Source organism: Streptomyces viridochromogenes (assembly GCF_001270495.1).
Taxonomy (GTDB): domain Bacteria; phylum Actinomycetota; class Actinomycetes; order Streptomycetales; family Streptomycetaceae; genus Streptomyces; species Streptomyces viridochromogenes_A.
Genome location: NZ_LGUR01000003.1, coordinates 44660 through 67435 on the forward strand (window position 1 = coordinate 44660; position 22776 = coordinate 67435).

At 66.0% G+C, this 22776-nt stretch carries 21 protein-coding genes; 19 read left to right on the top strand and 2 right to left on the bottom strand.

From position 1 onward, the window contains the following. The first annotated feature begins 10 nt into the window (after window positions 1-10). The 6 genes from ADK36_RS02270 to ADK36_RS02290 all read left to right on the top strand — a co-directional run bounded on the left by ADK36_RS02270 (window position 11) and on the right by ADK36_RS02290 (window position 6970). Window positions 11-1654 (top strand): terminase, encoded by a 1644-nt coding sequence (locus ADK36_RS02270; RefSeq protein WP_234329638.1) that lies wholly within the window; start codon window positions 11-13, stop codon window positions 1652-1654. Between the two features lie 32 nt (window positions 1655-1686). Then, window positions 1687-3114 (top strand): phage portal protein, encoded by a 1428-nt coding sequence (locus ADK36_RS02275; protein ID WP_053196101.1) that lies wholly within the window; start codon window positions 1687-1689, stop codon window positions 3112-3114. After that, complete coding sequence (locus ADK36_RS02280) at window positions 3111-4265, top strand: hypothetical protein (protein WP_053196103.1); 1155 nt, start codon at window positions 3111-3113, stop codon at window positions 4263-4265. The genes ADK36_RS02275 and ADK36_RS02280 overlap by 4 nt, the downstream gene beginning before the upstream one ends. Window position 4266: 1 nt before the next feature. Next, window positions 4267-4794 (top strand): hypothetical protein, encoded by a 528-nt coding sequence (locus ADK36_RS02285; RefSeq protein WP_053196105.1) that lies wholly within the window; start codon window positions 4267-4269, stop codon window positions 4792-4794. 48 nt (window positions 4795-4842) lie between these two features. Then, window positions 4843-5835, top strand: coding sequence for a DUF2726 domain-containing protein (locus ADK36_RS45725; RefSeq protein ID WP_078950809.1), 993 nt, complete (start codon window positions 4843-4845; stop codon window positions 5833-5835). Between the two features lie 73 nt (window positions 5836-5908). Further along, window positions 5909-6970 (top strand): hypothetical protein, encoded by a 1062-nt coding sequence (locus ADK36_RS02290; protein WP_063784873.1) that lies wholly within the window; start codon window positions 5909-5911, stop codon window positions 6968-6970. A 20-nt stretch (window positions 6971-6990) separates the two neighbouring features. Here the strand turns inward: ADK36_RS02290 and ADK36_RS02295 are convergent, their stop codons facing one another. Continuing rightward, window positions 6991-8118: an ATP-binding protein gene (locus ADK36_RS02295; RefSeq protein ID WP_159391073.1), complete on the bottom strand. Its 1128-nt coding sequence runs from the start codon at window positions 8116-8118 to the stop codon at window positions 6991-6993. A gap of 52 nt (window positions 8119-8170) precedes the next feature. On the opposite strand from ADK36_RS02295, the gene ADK36_RS02300 reads away from it, so the two are divergent. From ADK36_RS02300 to ADK36_RS02370, 13 genes are all read left to right on the top strand, one after another. Continuing rightward, window positions 8171-8614: a hypothetical protein gene (locus ADK36_RS02300; RefSeq protein ID WP_053196109.1), complete on the top strand. Its 444-nt coding sequence runs from the start codon at window positions 8171-8173 to the stop codon at window positions 8612-8614. Then, window positions 8611-8946 carry a phage head completion protein gene (locus ADK36_RS02305; protein ID WP_053196111.1) on the top strand — a complete coding sequence of 112 codons (336 nt, stop codon included), beginning with the start codon at window positions 8611-8613 and terminating at the stop codon, window positions 8944-8946. The genes ADK36_RS02300 and ADK36_RS02305 overlap by 4 nt, the downstream gene beginning before the upstream one ends. Continuing rightward, window positions 8946-9329: a DUF5403 family protein gene (locus ADK36_RS02310; protein WP_053196113.1), complete on the top strand. Its 384-nt coding sequence runs from the start codon at window positions 8946-8948 to the stop codon at window positions 9327-9329. Before ADK36_RS02305 ends, ADK36_RS02310 begins: the two co-directional genes overlap by 1 nt. Continuing rightward, a complete protein-coding gene (locus ADK36_RS02315) occupies window positions 9329-9826 on the top strand; it encodes a hypothetical protein (protein ID WP_053196115.1) in 498 nt (165 codons plus the stop codon). Before ADK36_RS02310 ends, ADK36_RS02315 begins: the two co-directional genes overlap by 1 nt. Window positions 9827-9901: 75 nt before the next feature. Beyond that, window positions 9902-10642 (top strand): hypothetical protein, encoded by a 741-nt coding sequence (locus tag ADK36_RS02320; protein ID WP_053196118.1) that lies wholly within the window; start codon window positions 9902-9904, stop codon window positions 10640-10642. Between the two features lie 109 nt (window positions 10643-10751). Then, window positions 10752-11090 carry a phage tail assembly protein gene (locus ADK36_RS02325; RefSeq protein ID WP_053196120.1) on the top strand — a complete coding sequence of 113 codons (339 nt, stop codon included), beginning with the start codon at window positions 10752-10754 and terminating at the stop codon, window positions 11088-11090. Window positions 11091-11468: 378 nt separating this feature from the next. Continuing rightward, window positions 11469-16244: a hypothetical protein gene (locus ADK36_RS02335; RefSeq protein ID WP_053196125.1), complete on the top strand. Its 4776-nt coding sequence runs from the start codon at window positions 11469-11471 to the stop codon at window positions 16242-16244. Next, window positions 16241-17089, top strand: coding sequence for a phage tail domain-containing protein (locus ADK36_RS02340; protein ID WP_234329639.1), 849 nt, complete (start codon window positions 16241-16243; stop codon window positions 17087-17089). The genes ADK36_RS02335 and ADK36_RS02340 overlap by 4 nt, the downstream gene beginning before the upstream one ends. Next, window positions 17089-19545, top strand: coding sequence for a Gp37-like protein (locus ADK36_RS49355; protein WP_234329640.1), 2457 nt, complete (start codon window positions 17089-17091; stop codon window positions 19543-19545). The genes ADK36_RS02340 and ADK36_RS49355 overlap by 1 nt, the downstream gene beginning before the upstream one ends. A 12-nt stretch (window positions 19546-19557) precedes the next feature. Continuing rightward, window positions 19558-20865: a tail fiber domain-containing protein gene (locus ADK36_RS02355; protein ID WP_053196128.1), complete on the top strand. Its 1308-nt coding sequence runs from the start codon at window positions 19558-19560 to the stop codon at window positions 20863-20865. Then, window positions 20862-21215 (top strand): DUF2746 domain-containing protein, encoded by a 354-nt coding sequence (locus tag ADK36_RS02360; protein ID WP_053196130.1) that lies wholly within the window; start codon window positions 20862-20864, stop codon window positions 21213-21215. Before ADK36_RS02355 ends, ADK36_RS02360 begins: the two co-directional genes overlap by 4 nt. A 41-nt stretch (window positions 21216-21256) precedes the next feature. Then, complete coding sequence (locus ADK36_RS45735) at window positions 21257-22069, top strand: peptidoglycan recognition protein family protein (RefSeq protein ID WP_199830079.1); 813 nt, start codon at window positions 21257-21259, stop codon at window positions 22067-22069. Continuing rightward, window positions 22066-22275, top strand: coding sequence for a DUF7439 family protein (locus ADK36_RS02370; protein WP_053196132.1), 210 nt, complete (start codon window positions 22066-22068; stop codon window positions 22273-22275). The genes ADK36_RS45735 and ADK36_RS02370 overlap by 4 nt, the downstream gene beginning before the upstream one ends. Before the next feature lie 55 nt (window positions 22276-22330). Here ADK36_RS02370 and ADK36_RS02375 read toward each other — a convergent pair whose 3' ends face one another. Continuing rightward, window positions 22331-22717, bottom strand: a complete 387-nt coding sequence (locus tag ADK36_RS02375; protein WP_053196134.1) for a hypothetical protein — start codon at window positions 22715-22717, stop codon at window positions 22331-22333. Window positions 22718-22776: the final 59 nt, after the last annotated feature.

The following is a 22776-nucleotide window of genomic DNA, read 5'->3' on the forward strand; positions in this document are numbered from 1 at the left end:
GTGAGCCCGCATGATGAAGGCTCCCCCGAAGCTCACCGACGAGGAGATCGACGCTCTCGAACCGTCCTTCCTCGGCCCGACCTGGCTACGTGAGCCGGACGGTTCGTGGAAGCTCCCCGAGCACACGCTCGGCTGGCAGATCGCCGGATGGTGTGCCGAGTACCTGAAGGCCGAGGACGGCGGCCCCTGGCGCTTCACGCGCGAGCAGCTCCGCTTCGTGCTCTGGTGGTACGCGGTCGATGAGACCGGCCGGTTCACCTACCGCAAGGGCGTCTTGCAGAGGCTCAAGGGGTGGGGGAAAGACCCGCTCCTGGCCGTGATCTCGCTCGTCGAGTTCGTCGGCCCCTCTCGCTTCTCCCACTGGGAAGAGGGGCAGCCGGTCGGCGTGCCGCACCCCCAGGCGTGGGTGCAGATCGCGGCAGTCTCGCGGGATCAGACCCGCAACACCATGACCCTGATGCCGAGCCTCATGAGCGACAAGCTCATCGAGACGTACGGCATCAAGGCGGGCGCCGAGCTGATCCGTGCGAACGGTGGCCGGCAGAGACTCGAAGCGGTCACCAGCTCGTTCCGCGCCCTCGAAGGCGGGCGAGTGACATTCACGGTGCTCAACGAGACGCACCACTGGGTCACCGGCAACAACGGCGACCGCATGTACGAGACAATCGACGGCAACGCGACGAAGAAGGACTCGCGGTATCTGGCGATCACGAACGCGTTCCTCCCCGGTGAGGACAGCGTGGCCGAGCGAATGCGCGAAGCCTTCGAGAAGATCCTCGAAGGCCGAGCGGCGGACATCGGCTTCATGTACGACTCGATCGAGGCGCATCCGGCTACGCCGCTGACGCCCGAGGCGATTCGCATCGTCCTGCCGAAGATCCGCGGTGACGCGGTCTGGCTGCGGGTCGAGACGATCCTTCAGTCGATCCTCGACACGACGATCGCGCCGAGCCGCTCTCGGCGCATGTGGCTGAACCAGATCGTTGCGAGTGAGGACGCTCTCTTCGGCCCGGCCGAGTGGGACGTTCTTCGGGACGACGACAAGCAGCTCCAGCCCGGTGACGAGATCACGCTCGGGTTTGACGGTGGCCTTCGAGACGACAGCACGGCTTTGGTGGCCCTGCGCGTCAAGGACATGTGCGCCTTCGTGCTCGGCCTGTGGGAGAAGCCGGACGGACCGCAGGGCCAGGACTGGGAAGTTCCCCGCGCCCAGGTCGACTCGGCCGTGCACGAAGCCTTCGGCACCTTCGAGGTGCGAGGCATGTACGCCGACGTGGCGCTCTGGGAGTCATACATCTCCGAGTGGTCGGAGACGTACGGCGAGGGCCTGGCCGTGAAGGCGCCCGGCAAGGACGCGATCGGCTGGGACATGCGCACCAGCCTGAAGGCGTCGACCCTCGCGAACGAGCGCCTGATGCGCTCGATCTTCGATCGCAAGGTCGCCCACGACGGCGACCGCAAGCTCCGCCGGCACGTCCTGAACGCGCGGCGGCGCACCAACAACTACGGCGTGAGCTTCGGCAAGGAAAGCCGAGAAAGCCCGAAGAAGGTCGATGCCTACGCCGCGTTGATGCTCGCGCACGAGGCCCTGGTCGACCTTCGAGCCCGTGGCCGGAAGGTCCGTAAGCGGACCGGCCGGGGCTTCTTCCTGTAGCAGTGTAAACATGTAACCAAGGGCGGTGAACCATGGCCGACCCCACACCCACTCCCCTGGCGGTGCAGCTCCTTGCCATCCTCGGCCGGGACAAAGAGCGACTGACCCGGATCGACGACTACCTTCACGGCCATCACGACGACCCATACATGCCCGCGATGGCAGACGACGAGTACCGGCTCCTCGCGAAGCGGTCCGTCTCAAACTGGACGCCTCTCCTCGTCAACACCCCGGCGCAGGCCCTCTATGTGGACGGCTACCGGGCGGGCGACGAGGACGGCAAGGGCTCGGCAACGGACCTGACCTCCCCCCAGTGGGAACACTGGCAGCGCTCCCGCCTCGACGCCCGTCAATCGGCCGTCTACAAGGGCGCGTTGACGTACGGCCACTCGTTCACCCTTACCGAGCGGGTGAAGGGCTCGGTCCTGACGAAGGGCCTGTCCGCGCTGCGGACGGCCGCGCTGTACGAAGACCCGGCGAACGACGACACCCCATACTGCGCGTTGACCGTAACGGCCTGGCCCTCAGGCGAGACCGCCGGCACTGCCCGTATGTGGGACGGCCGCTCCGAGTACGCGGTGTCCTTCAAGTCGCTGGACGACGCGGACGGCGTTCGCGTGGGGAAGGGCAAGCGGCACGGCGCGAGCGAGTGTCCCGTGACCCGCTTCGCGGCGTCGGTCGACCTCGAAGGCCGGACGGTCGGCGTGATCGAGCCGATGATCCCGCTCCAGAACCGCATCAATCAAACGATCTTCGATCTCCTCGTCGCGCAGACGTACGCCTCGGTGAAGGTGCGGACCGTCACGGGCATGGCCCCGCCGGTCCAGCGTGATCCGGAGACGGGCGAGGTCGTCTACGACGAGCAGGGCAACCCGATCCCCCTGCCGATCAACCACAACGCCAAGCGGTTCCTTTTTGCGGAGGACCCGGACGTTCGCTTCGGATCGCTCGACGAGACTCCGCTCGGCGGGTTCATCGAGTCGATCGACATGAGCATCCGGCACCTGAGTGCCGTCGCCCAAGTCCCGCCTCACCATTTGTTGGGGCAGATAGCCAACCTGTCGGCGGAAGCCCTTCAGGCTGCGGAGACGGCGCTCTCCCGCAAGATTCAGGAGTTCCGTACGGCATTCGGTGAAGCGTGGGAACGGGTCTTCCGATTGGCCGCCGAGCTGGAAGGCGCGGACGGCTCCGAGGACTTCAAGGGCGAGGTCATCTGGCGCGACATGGAGCAGCGCTCGTTGGCGCAGGCCGCTGACGCGCTGGGCAAGTTGCGTGAGCAGCTCGGCATCCCGGCCAAGGGCTTGTGGAAGCGCGTCCCGAACGTCACTCAAACCGAGCTGGACGAGTGGGACGAACTCGCCGAGGACGAAGACTCGGTGGGGCAGCTCGCTTCCGCACTGACGCGGGCGACCGCTGAACCTGCCTCGGTCACCACGGACTCTGTCGCGGTGGCTGCATGAGCAAGGCGACGAGGCAGGCCGAGACCGACGAAGTCTCGGCCGCCTTCCACGTCGCGCTGACGCAGATCGGCGCACAGACCACGGCCGAGGCCCTCGCCCTTTGGGCGGATGTCCCGGTCGAACGGCGAGCGGCCACGGCTGGCGCCTGGCTGCGCAAGGCGATCACGCTCGTCATGAGCCGTCGCCGCCAGTCCCGGGATCTCGCGCGGGCCTACTACCGGCTCGCCCGAGCGCTCCAGACCGGCCGCACGGTTGCTGACCCCTATCACCCCGAACCGTCGTACGTGACCCTGGCGGATCTGCGCAGGGAGTTCGCCGAACTCGCGGGCAACTACCAACCGCCCACCGAACAGGGGGGCGAGGCCACGACCGTCGCTGACGGGGAAGCCTCGTCCGCCCGGCAAGCCGAGAACGACATCCCGCAGGACGCTCCGGGCCAGGCGCCCGGCAGCGCCTCGGGGCAGACCCTCGACAGCGAGGGCGGAGAGATTCTCGAAGCCGCCCGCGCCGACGCCGAGGACCAGGACGACGAGGACGACCCGGACTGGGAACGCATTCTCGTCGAGGAGCTGGAAGGGCTCCGCGAGGAAGAGGAGCGCGTCGAGCGCCAGGCCGAAGAGGAACTTCGGATCGCGTTGGAGGCCCTCGGCACCGCGAACCTCGACCGGCGCATGACCCTCGAAGACGCCGACCCCGACGAGGCCCACCGCCAGGCGGGCGCACAGCAGGCCGCAGCCGCCTCGCGCGTCGCGATGAACGGCGGCCGGTCGGCGAACTGGACGCACATGTCGCGCGACCGGCGGGCCCTCGGGTACGTACGTCTGTCCCGCACGGGCACCCCGTGCGGATGGTGCGCCATGTTGATCAGCCGGGGCCCGGTCTACAAGAGCCGCGAGTCCGCCACGTTCAACGACGGCGACCGCTACCACGACAACTGCCACTGCTACGCGATGCCGGTCTGGAGCCGGGATCAGTACCAGTCGAGCGAGCTGACCGCCTTGTCGCGGCAGTACGAGGCCCTGTGGCCGGAGGTCACGAAGGGCCATAGCGGAAAGGCCGCGGTGACCGTCTGGCGCCGCTTCATCCGCAACAAGCAGCGAGCCGCAGCCCAGGAGGCGCGGCAGTCCACTGACACAGCCCCGGAGGCGTGAAGTGCCCGAAGAGAAGCCTGACGAGACGCCGACCGAGGAGAAGCCCGGCGAGACTCCGCCCGGCCAGAAGCCGGACGGGGAGCAGAAGCCGGACGACAAGGCTGGTGCCGCCGGGCCGTCCACGAGTTCCGAGGACGAGTTGCCCGACTGGGCGCGCAAGGAACTGGCGAAGGTCCGTGGCGAGGCAGCTGGTTACCGCACGCGGCTGCGCGACGCCGAGACGAAGCTCTCCGAGGCGAAGACGCCCGAGGAGGTCGAGGCCGCTCTCGCGGACGTGAAGTCGAAGAACGCCGAGCTGGAGCGCTCGCTCCTGGTCGCCACCGTGGCCCGGAAGTACGACCTGCCCGCCGAACTGGCCGGGCGCCTTCAGGGCGGCACGCCCGAGGAACTCGACACCGACGCCAAGGCCCTTCAGGCGCTTCTCACCCCTGCGGCCCCGCCTTCCCTCGGCGGCGGCCTCAACCCGTCCGACGAGGACGACGGAGAGATGGACCCGCGCAAACTCGCGCGGCGGTCCCGGCGCTTCTAGCTAAACTGTGCAGATCGCTTTCGTGAGTTCGCCACCGGTGGGGGTCTTGTGGAACTTCGCGCGTTTGAAAATCAATCCGAAAAGCGAACGCACAGGATTCTAGAGATTGCAACCAAGGATACGCTCTATTGGGTCAACGCTAAGACCCGTCTAGAGGATGTATTCAGCCCTGGCGCTGGCGACCCAAGGGATGAGCGGAACTTCCTCCGGGATGCACACTTTGACTACACTCTACACAGGAAGAGTTCGAACGAAGTTATCTGGGCCTTCGAGTTTGATGGCCCTGGCCACGTATCAGACCCAGACGCCATCCGGCGGGATATCCTAAAGAATCGGATCTGCTCCAAGGCCAACCTCCCCCTCCTTCGCATAGAAGACGATCTTCTAGAGGCGATCGATGGAATCTCTCTCCTGGAGTGGCTCATTCGACGCTGGATGAGGTACGAGAAAATCATTCCGCGGATGATCTCCGATCGCGACAGAGCCGCTGCCTCAATGTCCGAGAAAGACTGGGATGAGTTCCGGATCTCAGAGGATGTCTTCATTGTCCCGCCAGAGCTGGATGTGAACTCTTTGTTCGATCTGGCCAATCCGTACCCACCCCTCCCGAAGACCTCGACTCGCCTCCTGAAGACCTACGGGATCAGAGAAGGGCTGTCGCTGGAGCTGAACCCCGAGTCGCGAGAAATCACCACAGAGGCGGCGTGGGAGCTTTCAACATGCGGCGGACCTCTTCCCGACTTGAAAGACTACGGACTTTACAGTCGGAGCTTTTGCGAAGTGCAGCTGCGGCGAGTTGGGGAGGATTGGCTTAACGCACCTGCGTTCGCGGCAACCGGCGAGTATATGGCTCGGGTCGCTTACCCTACGTTTCCGAACCAGAGTGGGCTTCTTTCTCCAAACCCAACAACCGGCGAACTTGGATTGTGCGGCCCTCCCTACGGCGGCTCACTTTGGGCCGCTGGTCCGCTGATTGCATGGCACCGAGCCCTGAGGGAAGTCGAGAAGTGGGCGGCCAAGAACTTGCCTACGATCTCCTAGATATACAACAAGACGACACTTTCCCCTGTGCCATTCCGGCCAGGGGATTTTTCATGCCCGGAGGTAACACTACTTGCCCACCATTCAGCACCAGGTCGTCAAGCCCCAGAAGCTCGTCAACACCGCAGTCGGGATGCTCGAACAGGAGCTACTCATCCCGAACCTGTTCCAGAAGCAGGGCGTCGACCAGTTCAAGGGCGCCGAGAACGACACCATCTCCATGAAGGTCGAAGGCATCCTGCCGTTCCACGACTACGCGTGGCGCAACGACCGCTCCAACCCGATCGTCTTCGACGAGTACGCGGAGCGGACCATCGCCGTGACCTTCGGCGGCAACGTGTACTCGGCCGTCAAGCTCACCGACGAGCAGAACGACTTCGACATCGACAACTGGTCGAAGCTCCTGCGCCCGCAGTCCAAGGCCGTCGCGCGCGGCCTCCAGCGTCGGGCGGTCAAGACGCTGACCAACCAGACGTACAACGCCGTCATCGGTAACTCGGCCGCGAACCTGCGCGGTGCCATGATCGAGGCCCGGCGCATCCTGAACGCGTTCCACGCACCGAAGGAAGGCCGTTACCTCCTCGTCGGCACCGAGTTCGAGTCGGCGCTTCTGAACGACGACAAGCTCAATCTCGCGCAGAACGTCGGCGACGCCGAGGCCGAGTCCGCCCTTCGCCTCGCGAGCATCGGCGACCGCATGGGCTTCCGCATCGTGGTCGACCAGACCATCCCGGCCGACGCCGCGTACGCCTTCGCGTCCAGCGCGTTCATCTTCCTGTCCGGCGCCCCGAGCGTCCCGCAGTCCGTTCCGTACGGCGCGACCACCTCGTTCGAGAACATCGCGCTGCGCTGGGTCCGCGACTACGACCCGCTCTACATGCAGGATCGTTCCGTCGTGAACACGTACGCGGGCTTCCGCTCCGTGACTGACGTCCTGGTCGGCTGGGACGCGGTCAACGAGAAGGAGATCGTCTCCACTCAGGAGCACTTCGTTCGCGGCATCAGGCTGACCCTCGACGGTTCCTCGAACTACCCGGCCGCCGCGTCCGAACTGGCCACCATCACGGGCATCTCCGACGCGAAGGTTTGGACCCCGACTGGCTACAAGGCGGAGACCGACCCGGCCAACGCCTGATCGAGGCTGGAGAGCGGGTTTTAGTTCTCGTCGTCCAGCCCGCGCACCTCGCCACGCCGCAGTAGCGCCCTGCCGGCGGCCATCGTCGCGTGAATCGACGGGGCGGTTATGGGGATTGATGCTTCTCCGCGCCTGCGGACGATGCTGATGAAGGCCCCCTCAACCGACCCGTCGACGATGGCCCCGTGGACAAGGAACGGCTTCAATTCTTCCGGCTGTGGCGGCAGACTGAGCACGACAAGCATGCCTTGACCGTGTGGTACCAGCTCGATATTCAAGTAATCGGGGGGCGGATACAGGTGCTGCTCAATCGCGATCTCATATTTCCTCTGCATACGAGCGTCCATGGGAACCGGCTGCACAGCCTTGATGATCTCGCCGCTCGGAACCTTCTTCGCTTTCATTCCGACCACGATGACACCGCCGTGCTCGGCGTTCGCGAATCTAGCCACGGCCTGAGCGAGGGAAATTTTTCCTGTGCGCCCCGACAGGTCGTAGTGGTCGACCTTTACATCCAGCCATGGTCCCTCTGGCTGGCCTATTAGCAGGTCGCCCTTCTCCGCTCTGAGCAAGCTGACAGCGGTCTCCCTGGTGAGTACACCCCCTTGCAGAGCATCAATGAAGGCGAGTACGTCCTGACCGATCGCATGCATGTCGGCCAAGCTCTTGCCGCGAATCGGCGTGCGGATGTGGATCTCAGTGAAGTATGGGGGTGCAGAGCCGACATTCGGATGAGCCCCCACATGGAGAAGCTCGCACCCCAGCCTCTCCAGCATGAGGGTTAGAGACTCTTTGTAGGCTTCTGCCTCTCCGTCGTCATAGCCCTCATCAAGGTAGTCATCCAGCCAAACCGTCAAAGACAGGCGAAGCTGTCCCTTGTTCAGAGAAAACGCGATCCCGCTCGGCGGCGCCTCGTCATCCAAATACTCCTCAGGCACGTCCGCCACCGCAAGGTCTACCTCGCCTCCGCAAGGATCCCCCCACATGTATTTGCAGTAGGCCCGGAGAGCCGCCTGCAAGTCGGTGGCTGTTACGTCACCCAAGTCACTTTCATGGGCGATAAAGCCATCTGCCGTGTCCCTCATCGGCCAGCCTCTTTTGCTCGTGATGAGCGACTCGCCTCCGCGCTCCATCTTTACGGTTCGCATCACACCCCCTCACCGAAAACGATAACGGAGGTTCCCAGTTCCGTACGCAAATTTGGATGAACTGAAGGGCCGCCTCGACTGGGAGTTGGACGAAGACGAGCTGCGCATCGCAGCCGGCGCGCTGGACGATGCCTCCGAGCTGGCAGCCACCTATGGCCGCGAGTGGCCTGAGGAGACCGTTCCGCGCCTGGTGCGCACGCTGGTCCTGAAGGCTGCCGCAAGGTACCTGCGCAACCCGAACGGCTACACACAGAGCCGGGCCGGGGACGAGACCCTCGCGTGGTCCGACGCGCACGGCCGTGACGCTGGGACCGTCTACTTCACGCGCGAGGAGATCCGGCTCCTGGAAGACCTTGCCGGGCGCAAGCGCGGCATCTCCAGCGTGGTCGTCTCCGCGTGGGGCACGAAGCCCAAGCAGGGTGCCGGCGGATGCGTACCGGTGGACTACGGCGGCGACGGCTTCCCCCTCTTCGGTGACGCGGCGAGCCCCTGGTGAGCGTGCAGCGAAGGCGCGGCCAGACGGCCCGCGTGTGGCGGACGAAGGAAGTCGTCGACAACCGGGGCAACACTGTGATCACCGTGGACGAGGACCACCCCGTCACGGTGAAGGCGGCCTTCATCCCGCAGCGAAGCGGCAAGGCCGAAGTCCCCGGTCAGCAGCAGATCAACGTGACGCGGATGATCGTGGACGCCCATGTCGAGGGTGTCACCCTCTGGTCCCGCGTCGAGTACCAGGGCCGCATGTGGGACATCGTCACGCCGCCCGCCTACCACCACGGCGAGCGCCGCACCCGGCACTGGTCGATCGATATTCGGGAGCGACCCTGATGGCAGAGATCTACGAGCGCAAGGGGAGGCGTCAGCTCGAAAAGCTGGTCGCGCTCCTGCCCGTCGTTCAGGACGCCCTCGACGAGGCCCGCTTCGAAGTCGCCGCGCGAGCCGAGGCCCTGCTTCTCCTGCACCGCCAGGAGGGCCATGCCTCGATCGACGTGGAGGACGGCGAGGTCGACAAGTACGTGGTCCTCGACGACGAGCGCGGCAAGAAGGCCGCCCTGTCGATCGAGTACGGCCGCGCCGAGTCGGTCGTCGTCAAGGAGCGCAAGGACGGCACGACGTACCTCGACGTGATCCCGGCCTCTGACGGCCTGTTCATCCTCGCCCGCGCCGCGAACCTCCCGAAGAAGCGGAAGGGGAAGGTGCACCTCGACTGATGGCAGGACTCCCCGACCACATCAAGGCCATGGCGGAGCTGTCCCCCGTCGAGGATCTCCTTCTCGCGGTACTGCGCGAGGGGCTGCCCGGAGTGCGGGTGAAATCCCTTGTCGACGCGCACGAGACGTTCCCGCTGGTTCTGGTCCGCCGCGACCCGACATGGGGTGAATGGCAGGGCGATACCCGTTTCACGGACGCGGCCCGCATCGTCATCAACACGTTCGCGCCGGACCCGAACGGGGACGAGGACGCGGCGATTCTCGGCGAGGCCGTCCGCGTCGTCATGCGGAACGCCTGGCTGAACCAGAAGGTCTATCCCCGCCTCGGCCACATCATCCGCGTGGACCTGAACTCCGCGCCGAGACGCGCAACGGACTGGGCGACCGCGACGGGCCCGGTCCAGTACGCCGACCTCCCCACGGGGATCTGGCGCTACGAGTCGATCTACGACGTGCAGATCCGCAAGCCGCGGACTCGCCCCTACACCCCCCAATAAGCGCAGCAGAGGCAAGGCCCGGCCCCTTCGGAGGTGCGGGCCTTTTTTCATGCCCGAACGAAGGAACGTTTCTCTTTGGCGATCAACGACAACGCAACCCTTGTCGTCGGGTCCGGCAACTACCTGACCGCCCCGGTCGGTACGGCGATGCCGGCGGACCTTCTGACCCCGGTCAGTCCGTGGCAGAACGTCGGCCACACCTCCCTGGAAGACATCTTCGGCATCACGTCCGAGGGCGGCGAGGCGACCACCATCGGGTCGCTTCAGAACAAGTCGCTCCGCACGAAGTACAGCGCGCGGACCGAGACCATGACGTTCACGCTCCAGCAGTTCGACACGACTGCGCTGAAGCTGTACTTCGGTGCCAACGCGCCCCTTCTGCCTGATGGTTCGGTTGGCGTCCCGACTGACCCGGAGCCGACCCAGGCGGCGTTCCTGGCGGTCTTCATCGACGGAGACAACCACTTCGCCTTCTACGCCCCGCGCGCCGAGATCTACCGCGCGGACGACATGGCGATCTCCGACACGGAGTCGCTCGCGGGCCTGCCGCTCGGCGTGAAGCCGATGGCCTTCGGCTCCAACGTCTGGACGTACGCGATCACGCCTCTGGGCGGAACCCTCGCGACTGGCGCTTCCGCCGGCACCCCCGGCTCCTTCAGTCCGGACGGCTCCGTGGCCCCGGCGAACCTGGCCGGTCTGGCTGGTGTCATCGCCACCCCGTCGAGCGCGTGGACCACCGGTCAGCACGTCGTTCTCGGCGACGCCTCGAAGGCGTACTGGAACGGAACCGCCTGGGTCGCTGGCCAGGCCGCCTGATGACTCCCGGCGCGGGTGTGATGCGGACCCGCCCGCGCCGGGCTTCCCCCTCTTCTCAGGTCCGCCGCTCTCCCCCCTTGTTTCTTCTCTCTGGAGGTCCGCAAACCCCATGGCTTCTTTCTCCCTCGACGACATCCGCGCCGCTGCCGAGCGCAAGTACGGCTCGACCGACATCACCTTCGGCGAGGACACCGCGCGACTCGTCAACCCGCTCCGCCTGTCGAAGACGCGGCGTGACGCGCTCCTGGCCGTTCAGGAGAAGATGGGCGCCGAGGACGCCGACCAGGCCGAGCTTCTGGCCGACGCGATCCGGACCATTGCCGAGTCCGAGAAGGCTGCCGAGAAGCTCCTCGACACCGTGGGCGGTGACCTCGCGGTCCTCGCCGAGATCTTCGCCCATTACGGCGAGAGCACTCAGGCGGGGGAAGCCTCGGCCTCGCAGGACTGATCGACGAATACGCAGAGGGCCTTTACCCGGACCTGCTCTTTCACTACGGCGTTGACCTCGCCGAGGTGATAGCGGGCCGGGGCCCTTGCCCTGCGCTCGTCCTCCTCCTGATTCAGAGGCTCCCCGATACCTCCCTCACGATCGCCCTCGCGTCTGGCGGCCGTGAGCATTTCGGCTGGGGTCAGGACCGACATATTTCGGCTGACCTCTTTGATGCGATTAACCAAAACACGCGCGCGACCGGCCAGTGGGGCAAGGGCAAAGCCCCGAAGATTCCCGCCTATCCGAGGCCGCAGGCGAAGAAGGCCGAGAAGAAGAAGGCCAAGAAGCCGCGCTCGGTCGCTGAGATCTACAAGCACTTTCAGCGGAGGTAACTGGGTGTCGGACGCGAACATAGTCGGCCGGATCGCGGTCAAGGTCATGCCGGATACTTCCGAGTTCAAGGAAGACCTTAAGAAGAAGCTCGAAAAGATCGAAAACGATCTCGCGCTTACGATCCGCACGAAGGCCGACGCGTCCGGCGCCCGCGCGGACGTTCTCGAAATTGTCCGCGCGATCAACGCGGACAACAAGAAGACCGATTCCCGCAAGATTCGCTTCTACACGAAGCTCGATTTGACCGGCATGGCCACCGAGGTCAAGAAGGCCGCGCAGGCATACCAGCAGCGGGCGAACAGCCACAAGATCGTGTTCAACGCGAGTGGCCGGCAACTGGTACAGGCTGCCCGCCAGGCCGGTCAGGATGCACAGTCTGAGCTAGGGGACCTGCACGTCGGCGTGAACCTCGACTCGCAGGGCTCCGTCATGGCGGCCGTTGCCAAGGTGCGTGCCGCGATCGAGGCCCTCGGCGAGACCGATGTCGAGATCGGCATCAACACCGACGACCTGAACGCGGCCGTCGACATGTTCGAGGAGCGCCTCGACGAGATCCGGAGCATCACGCTTCGGGTCGACAAGGACTCGCAGTCCTCCATTCAGGCGGCTATCAATCAGATCGACCGCGAGCTTTCCGACCTTCGCGCCGTCGACATCAAGGTCAGGCTCGATCAGGAATCCCTCGAAGCCGAGCGCAAGAAGCTGGAACAGCTTCTCCGCCTGGAGCTGAAGTTCGACCCGCGTTCCTCGAACTCCGTAAAGACCGCTATCGCGCGGATCGACGCGGAACTCGCGAAGTTCAAGGAGATCGATCTCTCGGTCAAGATGGACGAGAAGTCTCTCCAGAAGGCGCGGGCCCGCCTTGAGAAGCACCTGACCCTTGACCTTCAGGTCGACAAGAAGTCGATGTCCTCAGTCGAGGGCGCGCTGAAGCAGATCGAAGACCAGCTCGCCGAAATGGGCCGGGAAGAGATCAAGGTCAAGATGGACAAGCGGTCTCTCCTGACCGCCCAAGCCGACTTGAAGGCCATTCTCAACGCCGAGATCACGGCGAAGGTCACCGCGGATCGCGAAGCCGCGCAGAACGCGCGCGAGGAGATTCAGGCTCAGATGGACTCGATCAGGGTCCGGCCGAAGCTCGACAAGCAGATGGTCGCGCAGACGAAGCGGCAACTCGAAGCCTCCTTCGAGCAGATGCGGGAGCTGAAGGCGAAGATCACGCCCGAGCTGGACGCGATCGAGAAGCGCAAGGTTGAGCGGGACGTCGAAGACCTTCAGGAGAAGATCGACGGCCTCAAGGCGAAGATCGAGCCCGAGGTCTCCCGCGCGGGCATCCTCGCGACGATCGCGCACATGGCGACCCTCTCGCGGGACCGGATCGTCGAGTTGGTCCCGCGCGTGAAGCTCTCGGCCGCCGCGTCGGCTACGGCCATGCTGCAAGCCCTGTCGGGCTCCCGGGTCCTGGGCGACATGTTCGAACGCCTCGGCAACTCAATCAAGAACCTCGACCGGTCGGCGCCGATCATCGGCACCCTGGCGACCGCGGTAGCGGGCCTGTCGGGGTGGGGCATCAGCGCTGCCTCGAACCTCTTCACGCTGTCCGCCTCGCTGGCGCAGATCGGGGCAACTTCCCTCGCCCTGCCGGGAATTCTCGGCGGAATGGCAATCGGCCTTGGCGTTACGGTTGCCGCCTTCAAGGACTTCAACAAGGTTCTGCCCGAAGTAAAGGGCAAGTTCTCCGAACTTCAGAATCTGATCAGCGAAAACTTCTGGGCCAAGGCCAAGGCGCCGATCCGGGAGCTGATCGACACCCTCATACCCGAGCTTGAAGCCGGGTTCGGAAAGACCTCTACGCAACTCGGCCAGTTCTTCGGCGGATTCGCCACCGCGATTCAGTCCACTGTCACCCCTGCATTGGGCGGCATGTTCGACGACCTCTCGAAGTCGATCGACATCGCCACAGGTGGCACTGCCACCTGGGCGAACATGATCAAGATTCTGGGAGAGGTCGGCGCGGGCTATCTCCCCCAGCTCGCGCAGTGGTTCGTCAACGTCTCTGAGAAGGCGAACGCCTGGCTCAACAAGAAGGGCGAGTCGGGTCTTCGCGAGGAGATCGACCAGGGTATCCAGGCCCTGAAGGATCTCGGCGGGATCTTGTACGAGGTGGGCGGCATCTTCGCCGGCATCTCCCGCGCAGCCAATGAGGCTGGCGGCTCCACGCTCGGAATGGTCCGCCAGACCCTCGCCGGGGTCCATGAGGCCGTCGACAGCAGTGGCGTACAGGCCAAGCTCGTCGGCCTCTTCTCCGCAGCCCACGAGGCGATGTCGAACATGGCCTCGGCCGGCGGGGCTGAAGTGAAGGCGTTCTTCAGCGAGTTCGCCACACAGCTGACCGTGCTTCTGCCGCAGGTCGGCACGATCCTCGGCACCGCAGTGGGCGGCATCGCTGCCGCGCTGAACCAGCCCGAGGTGTTTGTCGGCCTCTACGCCCTCTTCGACGGCATTCAGGCCGCGGTGGAGGCCCTCGCCCCGGCGCTGGCTCCGCTCGGCCAGGCGCTCGGCGCGGCCCTCTCTCTGGTCGGCTCGTTCCTGACGATGCTCGGCCCGCTGGTCGCTGCCGTCCTGACGCCCCTCTCTGAGGCGTTCACGATGCTGGCCCCGGCGATCGAGCCCTTGATCGGTCTCCTGGGCGAGGCCCTGGGCGGCGTCGTCGCCGCGCTGGCCCCGCTCATCATGACCGTGGTCGAGGCCGTCGTCCCTCTGGTCGACGCGCTCGTTGCGGGCCTCGCTCCCATCATCCCGATCATCGTCGAGACGCTGGCAGCAATGTCGGCCGCGCTTCAGCCGGTCATAGAGATCCTGTTGCAGATCCTCACGGCCGCGATTCTGCCGCTGATCCCAGTGGTTCAGTCGCTCGCCGCCGAGTTCCTGCCGCTGATCGCGGAAGCGTTCGGCAGGGTCATGGAGGCCGTTCAGCCTCTCCTCGAAGGGCTGCTCGCGCTCGTCAATTTCCTGATGCCGATCCTGGCACCAGCGATCGAGTTCGTCGCGGGCCTGTTTCTCGACACGCTCGTCATGGCGATCGACGGGGTGGCCAATGTCCTTACCGGACTTAAGGACATCTTCGTCGGCGTCTGGGACTACATCGTCGGCTACTTCACGACGATCGTCGGCATCTTCGTCGGCCTGATAACGGGCGACTGGGGAATGGCCCTCGACGGTCTGAAGCAGATGTGGAGCGGCGTCAAGACGTTTCTCTCCGGCCTCTGGGACACCATCAAGGGCCTGTTCCAAATCTTCCTGAGTGTCGGAATTCTCGGGGCCGGAAAGAAGCTCCTGACCGCGATCAAGAGCCTGTGGGATAACTCCTGGACCGCCGTGAAGACGGCCGCAGTCAACGCCTGGAATGCGACGAAGACCAACTTCGCCAATTTCATGACGGCCCTGAAGAACGCTCCGGGCGCGGCGTTGCAGGCGATCATCAAATTCTTCGGCGAAACCTGGGCGAAGATCAAGTCCGAGGCGGGTACCGCCTGGGAAGCGGTCAAGAAGATCTTCTCTGAGAAGGTCGCTGGCTGCGTGAAGTTCGTCAAGGATCTCCCGCAGAACATCAAGCAGATCTTCTCCGATGCGAAGTCCCTGCTTGTCGACGCCGGTAAGAAGATCATCACCGGCCTGATCGACGGTCTGAAGTCGATGTTCAGCTCGGTCAAGTCGACCTTGGGCGACCTGACGAGCAAGCTCACGGACTGGAAGGGCCCGGCGCCCAAGGACGCCAAGCTCCTCTACAACGCGGGTCAGCTCATCATCAAGGGTCTGATCAAGGGCCTTGAGTCGCAGTACGGCAGCGTCAAGAAGTCGCTCAACGAGCTGACGGCGAAGATCCCGAAGAACGCCTCGAAGGGCCTCAAGGACCGGATCAACAAGGATCGGACTCAGCTTCTCAAGCTGGCCGCTCAGTGGGAGGCCGGGGCCAAGAAGCTCGAAGCGGCGCGGGACAAGCTCGACAAGCTCCGCGAGCAGATGGCCGATTACGCGAAGCAGGTTGCGGACCGGGTCATCGACACGGGCGACGTGACGAAGGTCGATGACGCCACCTTCACCGGGATCTCGAACTCGCTGAAGAACGCGGTCGAGGAAGCCAAGCGGTTCGCGGCCGTGCTCAAGAAGCTCAAGTCGCTCGGGCTGAATCAGACGACGTTCGACCAGATCGCCATGGCCGGACCGGAAGCCGGACTCGCCGCAGCCGAGGCCATCGCCAACGCGGGCGCATCTGGCGTGTCCGAGATCAACGCTCTCCAATCGGAGCTGGAGAAGTACGCCACGAAGGCCGGGTCCACCGCCTCGCACTACATGTACGACGCGGGGATTCAGGCGGCCGAGGGCCTCGTCCGGGGCCTGGAAGCCCAGCAAGACGCGATCGAGAAGCAGATGCTCAAGATCGCGGACGCCATGGTCGACGCGATCAAGAAGGCGCTGGACATCCACAGCCCGAGCCGCCTCTTCCGCAAGCTCGGCAACTTCGTCGGCAAGGGCTTCGGCCTCGGCGTCATGGACGAGCGCGGGCGAGTCGAGCGGGCGACCAACGCCCTTGCTGAGAGCGCCACTTCGGGGGCGTCGCGCGAGGTCACAGCCGCTGTCTCTGGCGGCCTCTCGGTGGCTGGCTCGGGCCAGGCCGTGACAAAGGTTCTCAACTACTACGCAGGTTCCGGAAGCTCCCTCTCGTCCGAGGAGGAGCTGTTCGCGGCTGCCTCGCGGGCAAGGATGGTCGGCTGGTGAAGCTGGAACTGAGTTCGTCCTCGGACAGGCTCAGCCTGGACGGGTTCGAAGCGGGGGGACTTGGGTTTCAGGCACTCGCCGGGGCAACCGGCCTGGGCCTGCCCCAGCTCTCCGTTCAGTGGCTCGAAGGTGCAGGGGACGGCGCCGCCTACCGTGGGCGGCGCGTCCTCCCCCGCGACATCGACATCCCCCTCGACATCGTGGGGCGGGACCGGGAGCACCTGTCCGAACTGGTGACCCGCCTCGCGCGGGTCCTCGCGGACGAGAGCGGCCTCACCCTGACGTACGTCGACAGCAAGGGGGCGCGCTGGTCCACGCCGGTTGCGTGGACCGGGGGCGGCGAGATGGACGCGGGCGCGGGCGCGCGTGACGTTCAGACCGTCATCACCCTGCGGGCGCCGAGCCCGTACTTCCTCGCCGAGTCCCCGCAGACGGTCGCGATCGGCGGGGCGACGGCAGGCGCGTTCCTGTCGTCCATGTCGTCCATGCCGCTCGCCTCGTCACAGGCGATGGGTTCCGTGCAGCTCTCGAACGAAGGCGACGTGAGCGCCTTCCCCGTGTGGGAGGTGACTGGGCCGGGCGACAACTTCAAGGCGGTCAGCCCCGCCGGCAAGACCCTGCACTGGCTGGGGACGCTCACGGCCGGACAGAAGCTGATCGTCGACATGGGGGCGGGCACGGTCAAGGACAGCACCGGAGCGAACCGGTACGCGTCCCTGGCTGCCGCCCCTCAGTTCTGGTCGGTCCTGCCCGGCGTCTCGACGGCGACGGCCTCGCTACTCAACACCACGTCCGCATCAAAGATCGTGTGCTCGTGGCGGCCTCGTAAGTGGGTGGTGATCTAGTGCGGCAAGAGGATCTCCTCGTCGAGGTGCGCGACAAGACGCTGACCCGCGTCGGTGCCATCCCCGCGGATCTCCTGACGATGGACGCGGAGGACGTACACAACAACGTCGGCACATGGAAGTTGTCGCTGAACGCCGAGCATCCGCTCGCCGCCGTTCTGTCCACACCCGGCGCCGGCATCATCGTGACTGGCCCTACGGACGTTCTCTTCTCGGGGCCGGTGACGAAGACGGAGAACGCCGTCACCGCGACGGACCCTCTCGGCACGCTGACCGTCGAAGGCGTTGACGACACGATCATCCTGGCGGACATGCTCGCCTGGCCCGAACCGGCGAACGGGGACGCTGCCACACAGAGTCGCGCCTACGACGACCGGACCGACACGGCCGAGTCGCTCATGCACTACTACGTCAACGCGAACTGCGGTCCGGGAGCCCCGGCCACCCGGCGCCGGGCCGGACTCACCATGGGCACGAACGGCGCGAGGGGCTCGATTCTCAGCAAGTCCGCCCGCTTCCAGCAGCTCGGCGAGCTGTGCAAGGAGCTGGCCGAGCCTGCGGGCCTCGGCTTCCGCATCGTCCAGCGGGGCTCGAACCTCGTCTTCGAGACGTACGCGGTCGCCGACCGCACGGCGGAAGCCCGCCTCGGCGTCGTGAACAACACCCTCGCGGGACAGCGGGTTTCAGTGTCAACACCGGCCAAGACCCGAGTAATCGTGGGCGGCGACGGAGACGGGTCGAACCGTCTGTTCGTCGGCGTCGACAGCGCAGACTCGATCGCGGCCGAGGCGGACTGGGGCCGCCGCATTGAGGAGTTCATCGACGAGCGATCTTCGACGGACACGGCCGAGCTGACGCAGAAGGGCACCGAAGCCCTGGCTGATGGCGGCATGACCATCAAGGCCGCGCAGGCCGTACCGATGGAGGACAGCGCGCTCGACTTCGGACGCGACTGGTTCCTCGGCGACCGGGTGTCCGTGATCGTCGGGGGCGCGGAGATGGCGGCCGTGGTCACGGGCATGGTGCTCAAGGTCGACTCGGACGGCTACCGGCTCGGCGCCACCCTGGGCGACCCGGCCCCGCTCTCCAGCGAAGCGGCTGCCGCCTCCGCGCAGAAGGACTTGGAATCGCGAGTCTCTTCACTGGAGCGCACAGCGGAGGCCACCCCTCCCGGCCCTCGACTGATCGACCCTGGCGGCATCACGCAGGCGACGCCGCCCACCGGTTATCCGGAGAACGAGGCCGTCGAGTTCTACCTGAGTGCCAGCGCCGCCACGTCGGGTGGCTGGGACTTCGGCGGCAAGTGGGGATACGTCACCACCCGCACATGGTCCGGAGGCGACGCCACGCAAACGTGGCGCCGAGTGCACCAGAACACCACCGCCCACGAGATGTGGGTTCGAGGTGGAAACGCGAGCGGCTGGTCCCCCTGGCGGCAGGTCGGCTTCGACCACCAGCTGACGGCCTCCGCCGTCACCCAGTCGACCGCGGTGGCCTCCTACCCGGAGGGGACCTCGACCCTCTACCTGACCGACACGGAGGCCACGTCCGGCGGCTGGGACTTCGGAGGCAAGTGGGGAATCCTCGTCACGCGGCGGCTACGCGGCGACGCCAGTCAGACGTGGCACCGCGTTTCCGGCGCCACCACACCCGAGACGTGGATGCGCGCGGGCAGCGGGGCGGGCTGGTCCCCCTGGCGTCAGACCGGTTTCGACCACCAGCTCGTTCCCGCGAACTACACGCAAAGCTCTCTGCCCAGCGCGTACCCGTACGGCGTCTCCACGCTGACGATGAACGAGACGGAAGCCGCTGCCGGCGGATGGGCCTTCGGTATCGGAGGCAAGTACGGCACGCTCCGAACCGTCCACCCCGTCGGCAGTACCTACGCCCATCAGACGTGGCTACGGCTCAGCCCGACCACGGTCGAGGAGTGGACGCGCACGGGCAACGACGCAGCGGGCTGGACCGCTTGGCGCACCTCGGCGCACAACGAGAAGGCTGCCAAGGGCGTCGTCGCCATGCAGGCACTCTCCACCACGTCGTACGTCGGCGACACAGCCACCATGGTCTATACGCAGCAGTTCACGGCCGAGGCGGGCCGCTGCTACAAGGTCGTCCTTCGAGTCGCGGCCGTCGACACGGACGGCACAGGCGACAGCACCACCCTCCGCTACGCCAAGCAAGGCGCGTACACCACCGTCCGTTGGGCGGCCGGAACGACAGTCACCACCTCGAACACGCTCGTCGGCGACGCCTTCAGCACGACCTTCGACGACGACTCGAACACGGCCACCGGCCTCGACATCAACTGCTACATCAACAACCCCCCGGCCGGACCGATCACGGTCGGCGTCGCGCTCAACACCCGCCGGGCCGCAGCGACATACGGCATGGTCCGCTACCTGCCGGGCTCCCTGTCAATGCTGGTCGTCGAGGATGCGGGCGCGGCCCTCTAAGGAGTCCCCTCTTTGGCAATCACCTCCTACCCCTTTGACGCCCAGGTCGTCACCGAGACGCAGTACAGCCAGATGTTCCGCGAGTTCCAGGACTCGGGTGTCGTCGCGAGCTTCGGCGGGTCGGGCTTCGCGGTCACCGCGTCGTCCGGCATGAACCTCAACGTCTCGGCGGGACTCGCGATCGTGCGTGGGCACGTGGTGCAGTCCACCGCGACCGAGGTCGTGACGATTTCGGCCGCCGGCACTTCGGTCCGGGTCGACCGTGTGGTCCTGCGCCTGGACCCGTCGCTGAACAGCATCGTCCTCGCGGTGAAGGCGGGCACCGCTGGCTCGACGACCCCTCCCGCCCTGACCCAGACGGACACGGGCATTTACGAACTGGCCCTGGCGCAGGTCACGGTGAACGCGAGCGTCACCTCGATCACGTCGGCCGACATCACCAGGACTCGCCCCTTCGTCGGGTCCCGCATCCTGGTGTGGAACACCACCACGCGCCCCTCCTCTCCGCGCCTGGGCCAGATCGGCTACAACGCCGACACGAGCGCCTTCGAGTTCTGGAACGACACGGCCTGGGCCCCGCTCATCTCCAACGTGAGCTGGTCCACCCTCTCGGGCAAGCCCACAACGTTCGCCCCGTCCGCGCACACGCACTTGTGGGCGGACATCACCGACCGGCCGTCCTCCCTGCCGCCTTCCGCGCACACGCACGACTGGTCGCAGGTCACCGGCAAGCCGACGAGTTTCGCCCCGAGCGCGCACGGCCACGCCTGGTCGGATCTGACCGGCGTCCCGGCGACATTCGCCCCCTCGTCCCACTCCCACTCGTGGTCGAGCATCACGTCGAAGCCGTCGACCTTCACTCCGGCGTCCCACTCCCACTCGTCCTACTTGGAGGCCGGGGACACCATCTCGTGGGCCAACGGGACGAAGCGTGTGCACAACGACAGCGTCTCTGGCTCCGGGACGTACTACGCGGTGTGGGTGCAGGGCGACGGGACCTTCGCGCGGAACACCTCGTCCCGCCGTTTCAAGCAGAACATCAGGGACATCGACATCGACCCCGATGCAGTTCTGTCCCTACGTCCCCGCGTCTACGACCGGCGCCCGAAGGAAGAGGGCGGCGGCTACCTGCGGGACGAGTTCGGCCTGATTGCCGAAGAGGTCGCGGAGACACTTCCCGAGATCGTCACCTACGACGAAGAGGGACGCATCGACGCCCTGCGCTACGACCTTCTCGGGGTCGCTCTCCTGCCCGTTGTGCAGGACCAGGCCGACCGGATCGAGCGTCTGGAGCGCCTCGTCGAGGAGCTGTCCCGTTGAGTATTGACCCCTCTGTCCAAGCCGCGGTCGTCACTGCCGGCGGAGCGGTCACAGTGGCCCTGGTCGGCGTCCTCGTCGAGCTGGTGAGGCGGCAGGGGACGGCCCTTGCCGAAGTGCGCGAGCACGCGCAAGAGGCCCGCGACCAAGTCTCCAACACCCACACGACGAACCTGCGAGACGACCTTGACCGGGTCATCGCGGGCCTCGATCGGGTCCTCGAAGGCCAGGCCGAACACAGCCGGGACATCCGCGAGTTGCGCGCCGAACTGTCCCACGAACGCATCGAGCGCCTGGCCGTCGCCGAGCGCCTCGACTCACACATCTCTGTCTCTGTCCCCCGGGACAGCTGACCCCCCTTTCCGTCCCTGCGGCCCCGTCGAGTGCGGGGCCTTTGTCATGCCCGGAGGTATGTCCCCTGTCTGTCTCGATCGTCTCCCGTAAGAGCTGGGGCGCGAAGCCGTGGAACGGTGTCCCGGACTCCGTCCCGCTGTCCCGGCGAACCGAGTTCTTCGTCCACTACCACGGCGGTGTCCCCGCCAACTCGACCGGCGTTGCTGTCCCGCGCGAGGTCGAGAAGATCCACGTCGGTCAGGGTTGGGCCGGTACTGGCTACAACTTCATGGTCGACCAGGCCGGGACCATCTACGAGGGGCGGGGCTGGAACCTTCAGGGCGCCCACTGTCCCAACCACAACGTCTCCGGGTTTGGCGTGTACGTCGCGATCGGCGGCGACCAGAAGCCGAGCGACAAGGCCCTCGCGAGCGTCCGCGCGCTGTACGACGAGGCGTGCAAGCGGACCGGCCGGACCCTCGCCAAGCGTGGCCACAAGGACGGCTTCGCGACCGCCTGCCCCGGCGTCCACCTGTACGCATGGGTGCGGGACGGGATGCCCGCCCCGAAGGGTGCGGAGAAGCCCTCGACCTCGAAGCCGGCGGCGCCCAAGCCCGCCTCGAAGATCGTGGCCCTGTCCCCGGAGGTGAATCCGGGCGCCCGGCACGCTCAGGTCAAGGAGCTTCAGCAGCTTCTCGTGAAGGCCGGTTACGGCCCGATCAAGGGGGCGTACACCAACCTGTACGGCCCGGAGACTCAGCGTGCCGTGGCTCGCTTCCACGACCGCAACCCGAAGTACCGCAGCGGCCTGCACGACCCGAAGATCGGGCCGCAGGGCTTCATCGCGCTCCAGAAGCAGGCGGGGCGCCGGTGAGTAAGCACCGCCGCCTGGCGCCCCTGCTCGTGTCCGTCCTGCCCGTTCGCTACCGCTCGCGCGTTGCGGCCGTCCTCTCGGCCGTGGGCGTGATCGTGAGCGTCGCGGCCGTCGTCTACGCCGATAAGCCCGAGGTCGCGCTGATCGTCCAGATCGCCACCTCGCTCGGCCTGGTCGACCGCCCGGACTCCGGCGAGGCCGGGTAACAATGCGCCCCCCTGTTGGCCGTCACCGGCTTGCAGGGGGGCGCCTTTCTGCGCGTCAGGACTTCGCGGCGGCGGCCTTCTTCGATGCCTCGATCTCCGCGAGGGTCTTGACCGGGGTCCGGCCTCGCCTGCGAGGCTTCGCGGCGGCCTCCTCGGCAGCCGCCCCCTCAGTGGTCGTCTTCTTCGCGGTCGTCTTCTTGGCGGTCGTCTTCTTGGCTGACGCCGCCCTCTGTGCCGGGGGCCTCGCCTCCGTCGCAACAGGCTCGGGCTCGCTGTCCTCGCTGACGACCAGGTCGAAGACGGCTAGCACTGGGGCCGCGTCCTCGTCGCACAGGTCGCGGGTCACGGCCTCGCCCCCATCGGGCTTGAGGCTGTAGCGAGTAGCGGGCTTGCCCCTGTCCTTGCATCTGTCGCACACGCGCACGGTGATCGTTACGTCCATTCCTCCGCTACCTCGCACATGGGGGACTCTCGCTGTTGAGATTGTCCCCCATGCGCGGG